General features: G+C 68.8%; 16 protein-coding genes and 1 pseudogene. 8 read left to right on the forward strand and 9 right to left on the reverse strand.

Annotated features, from left to right (window positions below; genetic code table 11):
- Nucleotides 1-208 (reverse strand): FAD-dependent oxidoreductase (locus SACHA_RS24195; RefSeq protein WP_039739828.1); only part of this gene is annotated, 208 nt, incomplete at its 3' end.
- A 346-nt stretch (nt 209-554) separates the two neighbouring features.
- On the opposite strand from SACHA_RS24195, the gene SACHA_RS0119145 reads away from it, so the two are divergent.
- The 5 genes from SACHA_RS0119145 to SACHA_RS0119165 are packed head-to-tail and all read left to right on the forward strand — an operon-like array spanning nt 555 to nt 4,339.
- Nucleotides 555-1,028, forward strand: coding sequence for a TQO small subunit DoxD (locus tag SACHA_RS0119145; protein ID WP_019812361.1), 474 nt, complete (start codon nt 555-557; stop codon nt 1,026-1,028).
- Complete coding sequence (locus SACHA_RS0119150; protein ID WP_019812362.1) at nt 1,025-1,399, forward strand: Rv1678 family membrane protein; 375 nt, start codon at nt 1,025-1,027, stop codon at nt 1,397-1,399. The genes SACHA_RS0119145 and SACHA_RS0119150 overlap by 4 nt, the downstream gene beginning before the upstream one ends.
- A gap of 4 nt (nt 1,400-1,403) precedes the next feature.
- Nucleotides 1,404-2,519, forward strand: coding sequence for an Rv1679 family acyl-CoA dehydrogenase (gene fadE16 / locus SACHA_RS0119155; RefSeq protein ID WP_019812363.1), 1,116 nt, complete (start codon nt 1,404-1,406; stop codon nt 2,517-2,519).
- A 15-nt stretch (nt 2,520-2,534) separates the two neighbouring features.
- The gene (locus tag SACHA_RS0119160) at nt 2,535-3,347 is read left to right on the forward strand and encodes an Rv1680 family SBP-like protein (RefSeq protein ID WP_019812365.1); all 813 of its coding nucleotides are present in this window, start codon (nt 2,535-2,537) and stop codon (nt 3,345-3,347) included.
- Complete coding sequence (locus SACHA_RS0119165) at nt 3,338-4,339, forward strand: Rv1681 family radical SAM protein (protein WP_028663353.1); 1,002 nt, start codon at nt 3,338-3,340, stop codon at nt 4,337-4,339. Before SACHA_RS0119160 ends, SACHA_RS0119165 begins: the two co-directional genes overlap by 10 nt.
- Nucleotides 4,340-4,361: 22 nt before the next feature.
- Here the strand turns inward: SACHA_RS0119165 and SACHA_RS0119170 are convergent, their stop codons facing one another.
- On the reverse strand, nt 4,362-5,177 hold the full coding sequence (locus SACHA_RS0119170) for an alpha/beta fold hydrolase (RefSeq protein WP_019812369.1): 816 nt from the start codon (nt 5,175-5,177) through the stop codon (nt 4,362-4,364).
- Nucleotides 5,178-5,313: 136 nt separating this feature from the next.
- Between SACHA_RS0119170 and SACHA_RS0119175 the strand changes: the two genes are divergently transcribed.
- Nucleotides 5,314-6,360: an iron-siderophore ABC transporter substrate-binding protein gene (locus tag SACHA_RS0119175; protein ID WP_039739831.1), complete on the forward strand. Its 1,047-nt coding sequence runs from the start codon at nt 5,314-5,316 to the stop codon at nt 6,358-6,360.
- Between the two features lie 72 nt (nt 6,361-6,432).
- On the opposite strand, the gene SACHA_RS0119180 is transcribed toward SACHA_RS0119175, so the two are convergent.
- Entirely contained in the window at nt 6,433-7,509 is a 1,077-nt protein-coding gene (locus tag SACHA_RS0119180; RefSeq protein ID WP_019812371.1) for a cation diffusion facilitator family transporter, read from the reverse strand.
- A 79-nt stretch (nt 7,510-7,588) separates the two neighbouring features.
- On the opposite strand from SACHA_RS0119180, the gene SACHA_RS0119185 reads away from it, so the two are divergent.
- Together SACHA_RS0119185 and narI are read left to right on the forward strand one after the other, a co-directional pair.
- Complete coding sequence (locus SACHA_RS0119185) at nt 7,589-7,948, forward strand: ArsR/SmtB family transcription factor (RefSeq protein ID WP_019812372.1); 360 nt, start codon at nt 7,589-7,591, stop codon at nt 7,946-7,948.
- A gap of 80 nt (nt 7,949-8,028) precedes the next feature.
- Nucleotides 8,029-8,768, forward strand: a pseudogene (gene narI / locus SACHA_RS23200) (respiratory nitrate reductase subunit gamma).
- Nucleotides 8,769-8,866: 98 nt separating this feature from the next.
- On the opposite strand, the gene SACHA_RS0119195 reads toward narI, so the two are convergent.
- From SACHA_RS0119195 to SACHA_RS23505, 6 genes are all read right to left on the reverse strand, one after another.
- Nucleotides 8,867-10,045: a MalY/PatB family protein gene (locus tag SACHA_RS0119195; protein WP_019812375.1), complete on the reverse strand. Its 1,179-nt coding sequence runs from the start codon at nt 10,043-10,045 to the stop codon at nt 8,867-8,869.
- Between the two features lie 115 nt (nt 10,046-10,160).
- Entirely contained in the window at nt 10,161-11,996 is a 1,836-nt protein-coding gene (locus tag SACHA_RS0119200) for a B12-binding domain-containing radical SAM protein (RefSeq protein WP_157601763.1), read from the reverse strand.
- 621 nt (nt 11,997-12,617) lie between these two features.
- The gene (locus SACHA_RS23205; RefSeq protein ID WP_019812379.1) at nt 12,618-13,910 is read right to left on the reverse strand and encodes a helix-turn-helix domain-containing protein; all 1,293 of its coding nucleotides are present in this window, start codon (nt 13,908-13,910) and stop codon (nt 12,618-12,620) included.
- Nucleotides 13,911-14,226: 316 nt separating this feature from the next.
- Nucleotides 14,227-15,144: a TauD/TfdA family dioxygenase gene (locus SACHA_RS0119210; RefSeq protein ID WP_019812381.1), complete on the reverse strand. Its 918-nt coding sequence runs from the start codon at nt 15,142-15,144 to the stop codon at nt 14,227-14,229.
- Between the two features lie 71 nt (nt 15,145-15,215).
- Nucleotides 15,216-16,040: a thioesterase II family protein gene (locus SACHA_RS0119215; protein WP_039739834.1), complete on the reverse strand. Its 825-nt coding sequence runs from the start codon at nt 16,038-16,040 to the stop codon at nt 15,216-15,218.
- 29 nt (nt 16,041-16,069) lie between these two features.
- Nucleotides 16,070-17,029 carry an alpha/beta hydrolase family protein gene (locus SACHA_RS23505; protein WP_019812383.1) on the reverse strand — a complete coding sequence of 320 codons (960 nt, stop codon included), beginning with the start codon at nt 17,027-17,029 and terminating at the stop codon, nt 16,070-16,072.
- Nucleotides 17,030-17,055: the final 26 nt, after the last annotated feature.

The raw sequence follows: 17,055 nt of genomic DNA on the forward strand, positions 1-17,055 counted from the left end.
CGGCGGCCGGCACCCGGCGGGCGGCGGCCAGCGCCTCACCCGGCCGCAGCAGCGCCTTGCTCGGCATGCACGCCCAGTAGGAGCACTGTCCACCGATCAGTTCGTTTTCCACCACCACGGCGCTCAGTCCGTGCTCCCGGGCGTAGGCGGCCGCGTTCTCCCCGGTCGCCCCGCCTCCGAGCACGACCACGTCGTACTGCTGCGCCATCTCGCTCCCCTCAATCGCCACCCCGCGTGCGTCGCGCGCGCATCCGGGACCACCGCGCACCCGTTCCGGTCGACGCTAGGCCCCGCTGCGACGACACGCACCTCACACGCACCCAGCGGTGCCCCGCGGACACGACTGCCCGCGGTTCGGGCGTCCGCACGCCGACGATGCCCGGACGCGGGCACGCGGGAGCCGAAAACCGTGCGGACGTTCACTCCACCGTGGCATCCCGTTTGCGCCGGCACTCCGCGTCGACTTCCCTGAACGGCGTCGGGAGGGGCGTGACATGGCATCGGTGCCCGCCGCCGGCACGGCGGACGGTGGTTCGCGGACGACCCGTGGAGTCATGGCGTTCGTGCGGATCGGCGTCGCGTTCCTGTGGATCCAGAACGCGGCGTGGAAGATCCCCCCGGACTTCGGCGAGCGCAGCGGCGGCGGCCTCTACCACTTCACCCGCTACGCCGTGGAGTATCCGGTCCTCGGACCGTTCGCGTGGCTCGTGGAGCACGTCGTCCTGCCGAACTTCGTGCTGTTCGGTTGGCTCACGCTGCTCGTGGAGGCGGGCCTCGGCGCGTTCCTGCTGATCGGGTTGGCGACCCGGTTGTGGGCCGTGCTGGGAATCGTCCAGTCCTCGGCCATCGCGCTGTCGGTACTGAATGCACCGAACGAGTGGCACTGGTCCTACTACCTGATGATCCTGGTGCATCTCGCGTTGTTCGCCACCGCCGCGGGGCGCGGCTTCGGTCTCGACGGTGTCCTCCGACCGATCATGGTCACCTCCCCGAATGCCGTCGCGCGTGGTCTGGCGAGGCTCGCATGAACGGCGGAAGGCTCGACCGCGCCGCCGTCGCACTGGGTGTCGGCGGATTGCTGACCTTCGTGTTCACCTTCTCCGACGGCGCCTACCGCCCGTACGACTTCCTGCAGATACAGGGGGTCGGCCTCGTCGTGATCCTGGCGCTCAGCGCGCTGGGACTGCTCGGGGGCCTGCTGCGGAAACCGCTGCTCGTCCTCGCCTCCGGTGTCGCGTTCGCCGCGGCCGCGATCATCCAACTCGTGCAGGCCGGACGCTCACCGAACTGGCTCGAAGGCGACGGCTCGACCCTGTCCGTCCTGCTCGCGCTCGCGGCCGGGTTACTGGCCGTCGGGTTCGCTGCACGCCGAACCTCCCCGAACCGGAAGGAACAGTGAATCGATGGACCTCACCTCCTGCCTCGACCCCGTGCTCGCCGCCGCCCGGGAAGCGGCGGCCGACGTGGACGCCACGGCACGGTTTCCCGACGAGGCCGTCACCGAGCTTCGCCAGTCCGGCCTGCTCGGCCTCACTCTTCCGGAGAGCGCGGGCGGGCTCGGGCAGGGGCCGCGCGAGTTCGCCGAGGTGACCAGCGCGCTCGCCCGGGAGTGCGGGTCCACGGCGATGATCTATCTGATGCACGTCAGTGCCGCGATGCCGCTCGCCGCGGCGCCCCCGCCCGGCCTCGACGACCTCCTCCCGGAACTCGCCTCGGGCAAGACGCTCGCCTCGCTGGCGCTGTCCGAACCGGGCTCCCGTTCCCACTTCTGGGCACCGGTGTCGCAGGCCCACCGCGAGGGCGCGGAACTGCGGCTGCGCGCGACGAAGAGCTGGGTGACCACCGCCGGACACGCGGACGTCTACGTCGCGTCGACGCGGTCCCCGGACACCGACACGGTCGACTTCTTCGCGGTTCCCGCCGAGGCCCCGGGCGTCGACGTGACCGGCGAGTTCCGCGGGATGGGTCTGCGGGGCAACGCCTCGGCACCGATGTTCTTCGACGTCGAGGTGGCCGAGGGTCACCGGCTCGGCGGTGAGGGCGCCGGGTTCGACCTGATGATGCGGACGGTGCTGCCGTGGTTCAACCTCGGCAACGCCGCCGTCTCGGTCGGCCTGTGCGAGGCGGCCCTGCACACCGCGGTCGGGCACGTCGGCACGGCCACGCTCGAACACCGGAACGAGAGTCTGTCCGCGCTGCCCACCATCCGCGCACAACTGGCCCGGATGTCGCTCGACCTGGACAGCACCCGTGCCTACCTCGACCGCGCGGCCGGCCGTCTCGTCGACCCCCGCGACGACACCATGCTGCACGTCCTCGGGGTCAAGGCCGCCGCCAACGACGCGGCGCTGCGGATCACCGACGCGGCGATGCGGGTCTGCGGTGGTGCCGCGTTCTCCGAGCACCTGCGCATCGACCGCTACTTCCGCGACGCCCGCGCCGGGCACGTGATGGCCCCGACCGCGGACGCGCTCTACGACTTCTACGGCAAGGCCCTCACCGGGCAACCGCTGTTCTGAGGAGGAGGACGACCTGTGGACACACCACTGCTCGTCGGATCGGTCGCCTACACACCGAACGTGGTGACCATCTGGGAAGGACTCCGGGACTACTTCGCGGAGGGTCCCGCCGAGATGGATTTCGTGCTGTTCTCCCACTACGGCAGGCAGGTCGAGGCCCTGCTGGACGGCACGATCGACATCGCGTGGAACACCAACCTGGCATGGGTGCGCACCGTCGCCCGCACCGGCGGCGCCTGCCGCGCGCTGGCGATGCGCGACACGGACGCTGAGTTCCGCACCGTGATCGTGGCCCGCACCGGCAGTGCGATCGAGGGGTTGCACGGACTCCGGGACCGGACACTCGCGCTCGGCTCGAAGGACTCGGCACAGGCCGCGATCCTGCCCGTCCATTTCCTCGACCAGGCCGGGGTCCGCGACGGCGAGGTGAAGCTGCTGCGCATCGACAGCGACGTGGGCAAGCACGGCGACACCGGGCGCAGCGAACTGGACGCGCTGCGCGCCGTGCTGGACGACCGGGCGGACGCCGCGGCCATCGGAATCAACACCTGGGAGGCGATCGGCCGCGAGGAATTGATGCCGGGGGCCTTCGAGGTGGTCTGGGAGTCACCGACGTACTCGCACTGCAACTTCACGGTGTTGCCACACGTGACCGAGGAGCGGGTACGCCCGTGGGTGGAGCAGCTGCTCGCGATGGACTGGAACGACCCGCGGCACCGGCCCATTCTGGAGATGGAGGGTCTGCGGCAGTGGGTCGAACCCCGGCTCGACGGGTACGACTCCCTGTTCGAGGCCGTCCGACGGCAGGGCATCCCGGAATGGTGGTGAGCCCCCTGGTCCTCGACCTGGTGCAACGCGTCTCCGCGGCGGCATCCGGGTCGACGGTGGAAATTCCGCTGGGCAACCATCCCCCGGAAGGGGCGGACACCGTCCGGGCGTGGTGCGCCCGCACCGGCAACGAGCTGGTCGCGGTACGCGGCGACGTGGCCGTGGTGCGCCGCGGCCGGGCACCCGACCCGTTCGCGGGACTCGCGCCGGAGCAGGTGCCCGGAACCCGGCTGTGGATGTACACCAACTTCGACTGCAACCTGGCGTGTGACTACTGCTGCGCCCGTTCCGCACCGCGCACGCCGCGCCGCGCGCTGGGCCTCGACCGGGTACGCAGGCTCGCCGACGAGGCCGTCGACGCGGGCGTCGCCGAACTGCTGCTCACCGGCGGCGAGCCGATGCTGCTGCCGGACATCGACGAGCTCGTCGCCACGTGCACCACCGCGCTGCCCACGACCCTGCTCACCAACGGGATGTTGTTCCGGGGGCGGCGGCTGGACGCGCTGCGCCGGATGGACCGGGACCGACTGGCGCTGCAGATCAGCCTGGACTCCGCCGATCCCGAACGGCACGACGCCCACCGCGGCCGGGGCTCGTGGGAACGCGCCGTGGCGGGGATCCGTCTCGCCCGTGCGGAAGGATTCCGGGTCCGGGTGGCCGCGACACTGCAACCCGAGCAGGCGCACGAAGGGGAACCGTTCCGCGAATTCCTCGACTCCCTGGACATCGCCCGCCACGACCAGGTGATCCGCCAGGTCGCCCGCCGTGGGCTCGCCGACACCGGCGTGGAGCTCACCGTCGACTCGCTGGTGCCCGAGGTCACGGTCACCAGCGACGGTGTCTACTGGCACCCGGTGGGCGCCGACCACGCCGACCAGCTGGTCACCCGCGACCTCTTCCCGTTGGCGACGGCCATCGCCGAGGTCCGCGGACGCTTCGCCGAGGACCGGGCACGCGCCACGGCCGCGGCGCAGTGGTTCCCCTGCGCCTGAGGAGTGCGCACTCGCGGACAGGCTAGCCCGATGTCGTGATCAGGTCGTCGACCGCCGCGGCGATCCGGTCCGGATGATCCTCCGGTGTGAAATGCCGGCCGCCGTCGATGCGTTCCAGGGTCGTACCGAGGTCGTCGGCCAGTCGCTGTCCGTAGGAGACCTTCTGGAACCGATCCGCCTCGCCCCACACGACGCGCGCGGGCAGGCCGAGTTCGGGCAGTCGGTCGACGACCGCGAGGGTGTCCTCGACGTGCAACGCCGACACCTGGCGCACGAGACTCCGGGCCGCACCGTGGGCGGCGTAGTGGCGCCAGTGAACGCCGATCGACTCCCCCGCCCGCGCCCGGTCGTCGTGTCCGCGACGCAGAAGTGCCACGAACATCGGATAGAGCGCCACGTCGGGCGCGAACCGCAGCCCGGGCGCGAGACGTTGCATCATCATCACACTCGGGATCGGCCAGGAGTCGTAGCCGATGCTGTTGGTCAGGACGAGCCCCGTGACCCGCTCGGGCGCACGCGCGGCGAGGATCTGCGCGACCCCGCCGCCGAGGTCCTGGCCGACGAGCACGGGACGCTCGATGCCCAGGTGACGGAGCCAGCTGTCGAGGTACGCGGCCTGCCGGGCGACCGAGATGTCCCGGTCCCGGCCGGCGGGGATGCTCTGGCCGTAGCCCACCATCTCCCACGCCAGACACCGGGCGCCGGTGACCCTCGGCAGCACGTGCCGCCACAACTCCGGTGAGGTCGGAATACCGTGCACGAACACGACCGGGGTCCCCTCGCCGTGCTCCAACCACCGCATGGTGATCGTGTCCACCACGTCCGTCCGTTCCCGCACCGGACCACCTCCACGCCGTGGGTGCCCCGACGAGGGCAGGTCTACGCATGGTCCGGCCGCAGCGGACACGTCCTGATCCGGTGGTCCACGCCGCTCCGGTCTTGACCACAAGGTTTGGTTAGGCAATCCTAATCACATGTCGCATGTTCCCACTTCACGGCGCCGCCCGGTGGTCTCCGCCCTGCTGGCCGCGTTCGCTCTCCTCACGGCCGCCTGTTCGAACACCCCGGAGGAGCGGGTGCGGGCGGAGCAGGCGGACCGTCCCACGGTGCGGCCGGAGCCCGGGGCACTCCCGGTGACCCTGGAACACCGCTACGGCTCGACCACCATCGAACGGGCACCGCAGCGGGTGGTCACCGTCGGATACACCGACCAGGATGCGCTCATCGCTCTCGGGGTCGTCCCCGTGGCGACCACGCACTGGCTCGGCGACCATCCGGGCGCCCTCGGCCCCTGGGCTCAGGATGCCCTCGGCGAGGCGCCGACGCCCGAGGTCCTCCGCGACAGGAACGGCATCCGGTTCGAGAAGATCGCCGACCTCGACCCCGACCTCATCGTCGGGCTGTACTCGGCGATGTCGGCGGAGGACTACGCCAAACTCTCCCGGATCGCACCGACGGTGGCCCCACCGCGGGACCACGCCGACTACGGGATCCCCTGGCAGGAGCTCACCACGACGGTCGGCAAGGCGGTCGGCAAACCGGCCGAGGCGCGGCGGCTGGTCGCCGACGTCGAGGACCGTTTCGCGCGGAGCCGCCGGGAGCACCCCGAGTTCGACGGCGCGAGCGCGGTCGTGGCCGCTCCGCACGACGGCTACTTCGTCTACGGCCGCAGCGATCACCGGTCCCGGATCCTCACCGAGCTCGGCTTCTCGCTGCCTCCCGACCTCGACCGGGTCGTCGACAACGAATGGGGTGCGAACCTCAGTCGGGAGCGCGCCGACCTGCTCGACACCGACGTCATCGTCTGGCGGACCGGGGACGCGGGTGCACGGCTCCGGGAGGATCCGCTCTACAACGATCTGCCGGTGGCGCAGGAGAAACGGGAGGTCCTCGTCGACGAGACGGGCGATCACGGCGCCGCCTTCTCCCACGTGTCCGTGCTGAGCCTGCCGTACCTGCTCGACTGGCTCACACCCCGGCTGAGTGCCGCCGTCGACGGCGACCCGGCGACGATCGCGTGAGGAACCGCCCCGCTGTCGGTGCGGGCGCACGGTCCCCAGCGGCAGCGGGACACCCGCCGTGGCGTGTCCTGCTCAGCGGTGGTGGGCGAGTTCGCGGTGGGCGGCCTCTGCGCCGGTGTCGGGCTCGGTGTGCACCACAGCGGCGCTGAGCCGGGGCACGGCGTGCACCAGGGCGTGTTCGACGGCGTGCGCGGTGGTGTGCGCCTGCTGCACCGTCCGGTCCGCGGGCACCGACACCGACAGTTCCGCGCGCAGGCTGTGCCCGATCCAGCGCATCCGCACCGCGTCGACACCGGACACACCGTCCACCTCCACGGCGGCACGCTCGGCCGCCGACACGAGCGCGGGGTCGACCGCGTCCAGTAACCGGCCGCCGACCTCCCTGGCCGCGCCGTAGCCGACGAACGCGATCGCGACGGTGATGGCCAGCCCGATGAGCGGATCGGCCATCGGGAATCCCAACCCGACCCCGGCGGCGCCGCCGACCACGGCCAGCGAGGTGAAACCGTCGGCGCGGGCGTGCATCCCGTCGGCCACCAGCGCGGCCGAGCCGATCCGCCGACCCACCCGGACCCGCCAGCGGGCCACCAGTTCGTTGCCGGCGAAGCCGACCACCCCGGCGGCACCCACCGCCCAGAGATAGGCGACCGGCTGCGGATCCGCCAGTCTGCGCACGGCCTCGTACCCGGCCAGCGCGGCGGAGGCCGCGATCAGCACCACCACGACGATCCCCGCCAGATCCTCGGCACGCCCCAGCCCGTAGGTGAATCTGCGGGTCGCCACGCGCCGGCCCAGCAGCAGCGCGATGCCCACTGGCAGCGCGGTCAGCGCGTCGGCGAAGTTGTGGATGGTGTCCCCCAGCAGCGCGACGGAGGCGGTGACCGCCACGATGGCGGCCTGCGCGGCCGCCGTGACCATCAGCGCCACGAACGACCACACCAGCGTGCGGATCCCCAGCCGACTGGTCTCCAAGGCCGGGTCGAACCGGTCGGCCGTGTCGTGGCTGTGCGGGGTGACGGCGTGCCGCAGCCGGGCCCACACTCCCGCCCCCGGCCCGTGGCCGTGGCCGTGGCCGTGGCCGTGGCCGTGGCCGTGGCCGTGGCCGTGGCCGTGGGGATGATCGTGGTCGTGGTCGTGCTGATCAGCCATGAAACCCTGCCCGCGTCTCTCTCCGGTCGGGGCGCCCGTCCATTTGCGGCGCACCGCTGCGATCCGACAATATGCAAACATGTGCGCACATAACAACCGCTACGGGGCTCCGGCCGAGTACACCGACGAGCAGTACGGGGCGGCCGCGGAGGTGCTCGGCCTGCTGGCCGACCCCACCCGGTTGCGTCTGCTGCGACTGTTGGGCACCGAGCAGGACGTCACCACACTGACCGGGCAGGTGGGGGCCTCGCGCTCCTCGGTGTCCCAGCACCTCGGGCGACTGCGGCTGGCCGGCCTGGTCGAGGCACGGCGGGACGGGCGGCGCATGCTCTACCGCATCACCAGCGACCATCTCGCGAGCCTGGTCGACGAGGCGCTCGGCTACGCCCACCACACCGTCCACGGCATCCCGCACCACCGGGACTCCGCACCACGCTGACGCCACGTGCAGCGCCGGACCCGGACACCGGTTGCGCGGCAGGAGGTTGACGTCACGCCCGCCAGGAGACGAGTGTATGCATTCCGACCACGACCGGCACCCTGGACCTCCTGCTGTGGGTCGTCGTCCCGTACGTGTCGATCGCGATCTTCGTCATCGGGCACGTGTGGCGCTACCGCTACGACAAGTTCGGCTGGACCACCCGCTCCTCCCAGCTCTACGAGAACCGGCTGCTGCGGCTTGGCAGCCACTGTTCCACTTCGGCATCCTGCTCGTCGCGGTCGGGCACGTCGGCGGCCTGCTCATCCCGAAGTCCTGGACCGCGGCGGTCGGCATCAGCGACACCGCCTACCACGTCATGGCCGTCGCGGTCGGGGTCGTCGTCGGGTTCACCACCCTCGTCGGCGCCGCGATCCCGGTCTACCGGCGCCGCACCGTCGGGCCGGTGTTCTCGGCCACCACCCGCAACGACAAGGTCATGTACGTGCTGCTGCTCGGCACCATCGTGCTCGGCCTCGGCACGACCGTGTTCGGAAACCTCACGGAGAGCCCGCACGACTACCGCGAGACCGTGTCCCCGTGGTTCCGGTCGATCTTCTCCTTCCAGCCGGATCCGAAGCTGATGACCCGGGCCACCCTCGGCTTCCAGCTGCACGCCCTCGCCGCGTGGGCGCTATTCGCGTTCTGGCCGTCCAGCCGCCTGGTGCGCGTGTTCTCGATGCCGCTGGGCTACCTCATCCGGCCCTACGTCGTCTACCGCAGCCGCGACGCCGCCCGGGACAGCCGGATCGCACGGCGGGGCTGGGAACGGGTGCGATAACCGGCGATCCGCGTCGCTGATATGGCGCCACCATCATCGACACCCGTCGACGACCACCCGTGAGGACCATCGAACTCCGGTTCCCGAACGTCCACGTTTCACGACGGCAGCGCCTCGACCGCGTTGTTGATCCGGTCGATCATCACGTCCAGCACCGTTTCGGGCGTGGCGAAGTTCAACCGAACGAATCCCCGTCCCTGCGCACCGAACGAGGTTCCGTCGAACAGGAGAACCCTGGCCTGTTCCCGGAAGTACGTCCACGGTGCATCGCCCACGCCGAGCTCCCGACAATCGAGCCATGCCAGGTACGTGGCGTCGGGCATCGCGAACCCGATCCGGGGCGAGAGATCCTGGCTCAAACGTTGCCGGTTACGGGCCAACCGGCCACGGATCTCGGTCAACCAGTCGTCCGAACCCGTCCAGGCCGCCTTGAGCGCCTCCACGGCGAGGACACCGACCTGACCGAAGAGCAGACCGTGCTGGGCATCCAGTGCCTTCCGGACAGCCCGTGCTCCCACATGGGCGACAGCACACCGGATCCCGGCGAGGTTGAACGCCTTGCTCCCGGAGGTCAACGTCACCGTCCGGTCCGCGACCTCGGCGCTCAACGAGGCGAACGGGATGTGTCGGTGTGGCTCGTACGTCAGCTCCGCGTGCACCTCGTCCGAGACCACGAGCAGACCGTGCCGACACGCGATCTCCGCCAAACGCTCGAGTTCCGTCCGCTCGTAGACGTGTCCGGTCGGGTTGTGCGGGTTCACGAGGAACAGCACCCGGCATCCCTCGCGGAGGACTCTCGTCTCGATCTCGTCCAGGTCGGCGACCCACCGGTCACCCGCCCGCACCATCGGCACGGTCGTCGGGCGACGCCCGAGTCGGCTGATGACGTCGGTGAACGGCGGCGTCGCGGGCGTCTGCAGGAGCACCGCGTCTCCGGGCTGTGTGGCCACGTGCAGGGTCACACCGAGGGCGTGATTGATGTCGGTGAACAGGCGCACGTACTCCGCGACGGGTGAATGGCCGAAAAGCCGACTGGTGCGCGCGGCGTAGATCTCGCCCAGTGGACCACCGTCACTCTGGTCGAACCACGCCGGATAACCCAGGTCGGTGGCCGAACGGCGGGAGAGCGCCTCCCGTACCGCCGGAGCCGGTGCGAAATCCATGTCCGCCACCCATGCCGACACCACTCCCTCGCCGACCCCGTGCCATTTCTCCCCGTCCCGTCGCGCCAGGTCCGGAATACCGGCCCAGCCGCTCTCCCGTTCACCGACAGCCATGCTCCACCCCCGGACATCAACCTTTTCCGCACTCGTGCGGCGCTACCACGGAATCCCACCCGTCCACACGATCCCGGGCGCCACCGCGCATCCCCGAATCAACACGACGCAACGCTCAACCCGGCACTTCCCGCCCGCTCGTCGCGGGCGGGACCGAACCGAGTCCCGGGACCCGGTCTCCGGTTTCCGGTGACGTATCGTTACGCACACTCGACCACCGGTGTTCGGTCTCGCGGTGGATATGCCAGATGTCGTCCTCGCTCAGCGAGCGGGAGACGACGCCCGGAAACGCCTCCTCGAAATACGTGTAGGGTCGCCTGTTGTCCACTCGGGGTGAATGGTAATCGAGCTTGTCGTGCATGCCGTGCTTGCGCGTGATCGGCGTCGCCGGGTGATAGGTGAGGATGTTCGGACTGGCCAGGTCGATGAGACGATTGTCGATCAACTTACCGACCTCCTCGATCGTCTCGTCGATGCTGCCCCGGGTCTCGCCCTCCAGCCCGAACAGTACCGACGTACCGACCCGCAGGCCCTGATCCTTCACCAGAGACACGGCGTCACGCACCTTACCGGGCCAACTCCCGTCCCCGGTCTTACGGAGGTTCTTGTGCACATGCCCCATCACCTGCTCGGACATGCTCTCGACACCCACATACACGTAGTTGCACCCTGCCTCCCGCATCCGGCGCAACACCTCCGCCGACTCCTGTCTGCGGTGGAGCGCGACCAGGGTGTCGACCGTCAACTGTGCCCCCCACTGGAGTCTTTTGAACCGGGCCATATCGGTCTCGTCCAGGAGTTCGCGATACCGTGCCGGCAGGGCCGCCCGCGCACACTCCCGGGCATCCCGGAGTTCGGTGCAGAACGAGATGATGTCGCTGAAGCGCCCACTCCAGAAGATCGAGTCGTCGAAGAATATTGATTCCGCACCGTAGCTGACGTACTCGCAGACCCGGTCCACTCCCCGGTGTACGGCGTCCCCCTTGAAGCGGTTCAATGTGTTCAGCAAGGACGATTCGGAGCAGAAATTGCACTGATAGGGACACGAGTTGGACATCATGAAGTGCGCGGTCCGGAGCGTTCGGCCGGTTTCCGGATCGGAAAAGATCGGAAAATGCGATCGGATGGCGAACGCCTCGTAGGGTGCGGGCAACGACGCGAGATCCACCGAACTCCCGTCGAACGGGAACGCGTGCACGGTTCCGTCGGATCCCGAGGCGTCCGCCAGATAGATCGCCGACTTCCCTGCGGGCGGACCGTCCCGGTGAAGCAGGTAACGCAACGCACCGACCGCCTCTTCCGCATCCACCCACCGTCCCGTCAGGTCCATGGACAGTGCCAGAGCCCGCATCAGTACGTCCAGCGAGAAGTAGGCCTCGCCGGTGACCACGGCGTCGACCACCCGAGGTGCACGCCCGTCGGCCATGACGGCCAGCGTGCTGCTCGACCGTTGGACGACCCTCGAACGGCCGGACACGACGCTGATCGTCTCGTCGACGTGCCGACCGCCCAGGACGACGAATGCCCGCGGCACCTCGGCCTTCACCAGCGTCGCGATCTCCAACGCGTACCGGTGAGCCGGTGACACGGCGCTGATGAGCACCACTCGCGGTCGCACCTCGCGGAGTAACTGGATCCACCGGGCTCTCGACATCTCGTCCCACACACGCGGATCGAACACCGTCTCGTCGGTGTTCGGATCCGTACGGTACGGCCGATAGCCGTCATCCTGAACACGCAGCCGGTATTCCTTCGACGGATACCGTGTCCACTGTGGTGCAAGATCGTTGTAATGCCGCGCGTCGTTCAGCGGGCCGGCATCGGCGACCGCCCGATGCACGGCGACGCTCAACGCACTGTACAAGCACATCGGATCACCGGGGTAGGTGATCTCTCCCTCTGTCTGCGTCATCACCGGAGCCAGGACGGACAGCACCGGGAAGTACCGCATCGATTCACCTTCGACGGCGATCGTCTCGGCCAGTCGGTCCCTGCGCGATCGGAGTACTCCGGCCGAGTAAGCCGCGTCGCGAACCGTGTCGGCGTGCGTCGTGTCGTGCACACGCATCTCCGGCGTTTCGAAGCAGTTCTCGTCCGTCCCAAGCGCACCCATTGTTCCTCCCGCCTCGATTCGGAACATCCCGGCGAATCCGCATCGGCTACCCCGGAAGAGCGTTCATGACCTTACGCCTCGTCGCTTCCGTTCTCGTCGGTCGCGTTTTCGTCGCGACCACGTATTTCGAGAGACATCGCCCTCGACTGGGACCTTATACGGACGTCATTCGGCGGGAAAGTGTTTCCGTGTTGCGCGGTGTACTCAACATCGGTGGCCTTCGACGAGTGTGCCGGTCAGCGACCGGTCCCGCTACGGCGGTCGGCACTGCGGACGACACTGCGGACGGCACTGCGAACCGCGCGTCCCGGTGACCGGTGGCCGGGACGGTCCTGGTGACTCTCCGGGTCTGCACGCGATTCGTACCGTTCACGCGACGACCGTGGGACAGGTGTGACGAATCGGCTCGTTACGGGCGGCCGACCGCCTCCGCCGTTCCGCCGAACGGGGGCCACGCGGTCACACCGTCGCGCCCAACAGTTTCACAGTGGCCACACATCCGCGGTCGTTCTCGCCGCGTGCCTTCTCGGCCGCGAAGGCACCGGTCAACTCGTCGAGTGCGTACGCCCCACCATCGGAGTCACCGATGAGATGGACATCCGCCAGACGGTGCAGGGCCTCACGTGCGCGCCGATGCGGACACTCGCTCAGAACGCGGGCGAGCGGGGGAACCGTATCGGGAGAACTCAGTCCCAGCACCCGAAAGATCCGTGCGCTCTGCCTGTCCAGATCGCGATAGGAGCGCTCCAGGGCGGTCCGCATGGACAGACTGGCGTCCTCGGCGTCGGACAGCAGATCGAGTCTCGTCTCCGGGTCCGCGAGGTCGCGGACGAGATGCTCGACGCGTAACGAGGTCGACGCCAGGCGTGCGCCGACGATCCGGAGCGCGAGTGGGATGTGCGCACACTGTCGGGCCAGCCGTTGAAACGCTCCGGATTTCGCGTCGTAGTCGGCTTCTCCGAGGAACGACCTGAGTACCTCGCCCGACTCGCGGGCGAGCATCGGACGCAAAGTGAGCGATGTCGCCTTGTTCCGGACCGTCAGACCTGTCAGTCGACGTCGACTGGTCACCACGACCGCGCAGTCGTGGCCGCTCGGCAGCAACGGTTGTACCTGGCTCGAACTGGCCGCGTCGTCGAGTATGATCAACATTCGGCGGCGCGCGGTCAGGGTACGCAGGAGACTCGCCCGCTGTTCCTGGCGTGAAGGGATGTTCTTCTCCCCGACCCCGAGCGCGACGAGGAACTCGCCGAGCACTTGTCCTGGGTCGAGTGGTCTCGCATTCGCGGAGTAACCCTGGAGGCCGGCGAACATGATCCCGTCGTCGAACCTGTCAGCGACCCGGTGCGCCCAACGGAGAGCCAACGCGGTCTTTCCCGTACCGGCGTTTCCCTCGACGGTCGCCAACATTCCTCGCCGGATCCGGTCGCAACCCTCGTACGACGTGTCCAGGAACTCGATCTCGCGCTCGCGTCCGATGAAGCCGTCGGTTTCCCGCGGGAGCTGGGCCGGTGTCGGGGATTCGCTGTCCCGCTGGGCGAACTCCCGAGCGAGGGTCGCGAACTCCGCGCCCGTGGCGAGCTCCCGGTCACACAACATCGCCATCGGGAGGGTGGGACGGACGAGACCGTTCTCTATCTTGCTCAACCAGCCCGGGCTGTAGCAGATCAGACCGGCCAGTCCGCGCAGGGACAGACCCCGCTCCTCCCTTCTTCGGCGGAGCACGGCACCGAACGTCACTTTGTTGTTCACTCTGCGGACTCCTTGCCGAGGGACAAGAGGGACCACCGAAGGAACCGGGTGGCGAATACCGGGCGCACCCACGAACCGACCACTGGTGGCGGGGTGACTCCCACATCGGTCACCACTACCACGTTGATCATTTTCTCAGTATGACATGTACCACCCGTGTGTAACTGCACTGACCGGGTGATACCTGTCTACGCTGTGTGGCGCCTACCACTGTCCGATACGGTCGTCGCGGCGATCCGTGAACGGCTTCCCGAGGAATATCACGCCGGTACGATCCGGGGCCGGGAGGCAGGCCGTTCAGCGCGGACGAGCGCGTCTAGGCGTCCAGGATGTACCCGTCGTCCTTACGGTACTCCCGGGAACAGCGGAGATCGGTGAGCACGAACATGCGTTGCAACCAACGGTCACGGCCATCGTAGCGAGGCGTGAACGCCGACCTCCCGTGCACCACCGCACGATTGTCCACGACGGCGAGATCACCCGATCGTAATCGGATCGCACGGTAACAGTCCTCGAATGCCGCGGACAGCTCGGTCATCGCCTTCGCACCCGCCGCGGTCACCGGCTCGGTCGCGGCCTCGTCAACCCGCATCGTAGGCCGGTCACGATCCCCGGACAGGATCGCGTGCCGTCCGGACCCGCCCCCAGCCGAACCGAACGACGGCGGTGCCTGGGTGACGAAGCTCGTCGTCGCCAACGTCTCGCGTGCCGAGACGGGCAGTCGGGCCACCACCCGATGCGCGCTCACAGTACACAGCTCGGCGATCTCGTCGTGGTCCGGTCGCACGCAGAGCAGCATCACGAAGTCCGGTCGATGCTCATGGAAGGCGTTCTCGGTGTGAAACGTGAGCCGTACCGAGCCGGAGTTCGCCTGCAACTCCTCCTTACCCGGCACGGGTACCACGTTCTGCACCAGTGCTCCGGACTTCTCCGCGCGGAAGGCCACCGGGCTACCGAGCCCGTGGGAGACGAGCATCAGCGTCGCGGCAGACACGGTCGCCTCGCGCAGCACCGAATCCTTCTCGTTCGGAGTGTCCGGCAGGTTCGCCGCGTCCACGGGTAGATTACGCAGCAGAAGAACCCCGTCCCGGCCGGAATCACTCCGGAACTCCGCCAGCCTCGACCGTAATCCCGCGGGTGCGCTCGACCAGGCGTCTCGCACGGCCGCGACCCACTCCCTCGAGTCGATCAACCCGTCCGCCGCCGACACGAGTCGCCGCGCCAACCGCTCCATACTCGCTCGTTCGGGCTCAGTCAGCTCAACTGTCGGAATCGACATTTCATCCACGGAAAACATCTCCTCCATTACGATGGGCCGTCGGTACCGGTCCGACTCGTGTTCGGGACCCGGGGCGGGCCATGCCGATCACACACTTCCCGCACCAACCCGGTCATCGCCGTCAGGACGGCGTCCCGGTGCTCCCGCAGGTAGAAATGTCCGCCCTCGAATACCCGGTGGGCGTACAACTCGCCGCCGACCGTCAGCTCACGCCAGCGGAGCGCACCGACCCCGTTTACCTCGGGGTCATCCAGACCACGGAACACCGCCAAAGGTGTCCGGAGGCGGACCGTTCTCCCGGGTTCGTAAGTCTCGATCAGCTTGTAGTCCGCCCGCATCGCCGGAAGCATGAGCTCGCGCATCTCGGTGCTCCGCAACACGGCCTCGCTGGTTTCGGAGAACCGTCGCAGTTCCGCGATCAAAGCCTCGTCGCCGTCGCGGTGCAGCACCCTCCCACCGCGGCAGTGCGGCGCCGGCTGTCCGGACGCCACGAGCAGATCGGGATACAGTCCCTCGGCCTCACACCGGCGTGCCACTTCGTACATCACGGCCGCGCCCATACTGTGGCCGAACAGCACCACCGACGAGGCGAAGTACGGGCGGAGGGCCGCGGTAACCGTATCGGCCATCACGGTCATGTCGTCGACGCACGGCTCTCCGAGACGATCCTCCCGTCCCGGGTACTGGATGACGCCGACCTCGAACTCCTCGGGAACGTGTGCGCCCCACTCCCGGTAGAAGCTCGCCGATCCTCCGGCATGCGGCAGGCACACGACGACGACCTCGCGATGGCGCCCGGGGTGAAAGAACCTCATCCAGGGTGACCCGCTCGCGCGGTCCGATTCGGACATCGTGCTTCCCTTTCGCTCGGCTTGCCTGTTCATCGCCGTCGGCCGTCCATGGTCCGAGCACCGCGAGTGGGGACCCCGGCCAACCACGTCACCATGCTTTCCGCGTAACCGGGGGCGAGGGCGCTCGCTCCGTTGCCCGCACCGGGGACACGGATCCGATGATCCGCGGCCGGGAACACCTCGATCCGGAAGCTCTCGTGGTCCGCTTCCGCCAGGGACGCGGCGAAGGCGGCGGCACAGCGCTGAGCGGGCATGTGCACGTCCTCCGCACCCCAGATCGCCAGCAGTGGGCACGACAGGCGGCGCACGAACGGCAGGACGTCGAAGTGCCAGATCGGCCGCACGAAGTCGAGTTCCTCCGGGGAGGTCCGGCAGTACTCGTACCAGGGTTGCCGCGTCATTGATTCCGGTTCCTCGGCGAGGATCCGCGATCCGGGCGTCGCCGCCGCGAGAGCAGCGGTGCGTCGCTCGTGGAGCTCCACCGCCCGGGCGACCTGTACCTCCGAGAAGCCGTCACCGCGCAGTCTTCTCACTATCTGGTGAATCGACTGCTCGCAGGGCGTGAGAGCCGAGGCCGAAACGAGGACCGCGAAGGCGATCTCGGCGGCCGCCGATGCCACGGTGATCGGCACGGTCCACCCACCCTGGCTGATCCCCCACAGCCCGATGCGAGCCGCATCGATGTCCGGGCGCTGCGCCAGGAAACGCACAGCGGCGAGTGTCTCCGCGGCACGGTCGTCGAAGGTCTGCCGCTCCCACCGGCCCGTCGATCCGCCCACACCGGGTTTGTCGTAGGAGAGCACCGCGAAGCCCGCCCTCACGAACCGCTCCATGACGGGCTGCAGGGTTCCCTGGGCACCGTAGCGATCGACTCCGCCCGACCCGTGCACCATGACGATGGCGGGGTGTGGCTCCGCACTGCCGGACAGGAACACCGTCCCGGACAGCACCTCGTCCCGGAACGGGAAGGACACCTCGGAGGTGAGCATCTGATCGACTTCCCCTGTCGTCGTTG

Origin of the sequence: Saccharomonospora halophila 8, assembly GCF_000383775.1 — a bacterium.
Classification (GTDB): domain Bacteria; phylum Actinomycetota; class Actinomycetes; order Mycobacteriales; family Pseudonocardiaceae; genus Saccharomonospora; species Saccharomonospora halophila.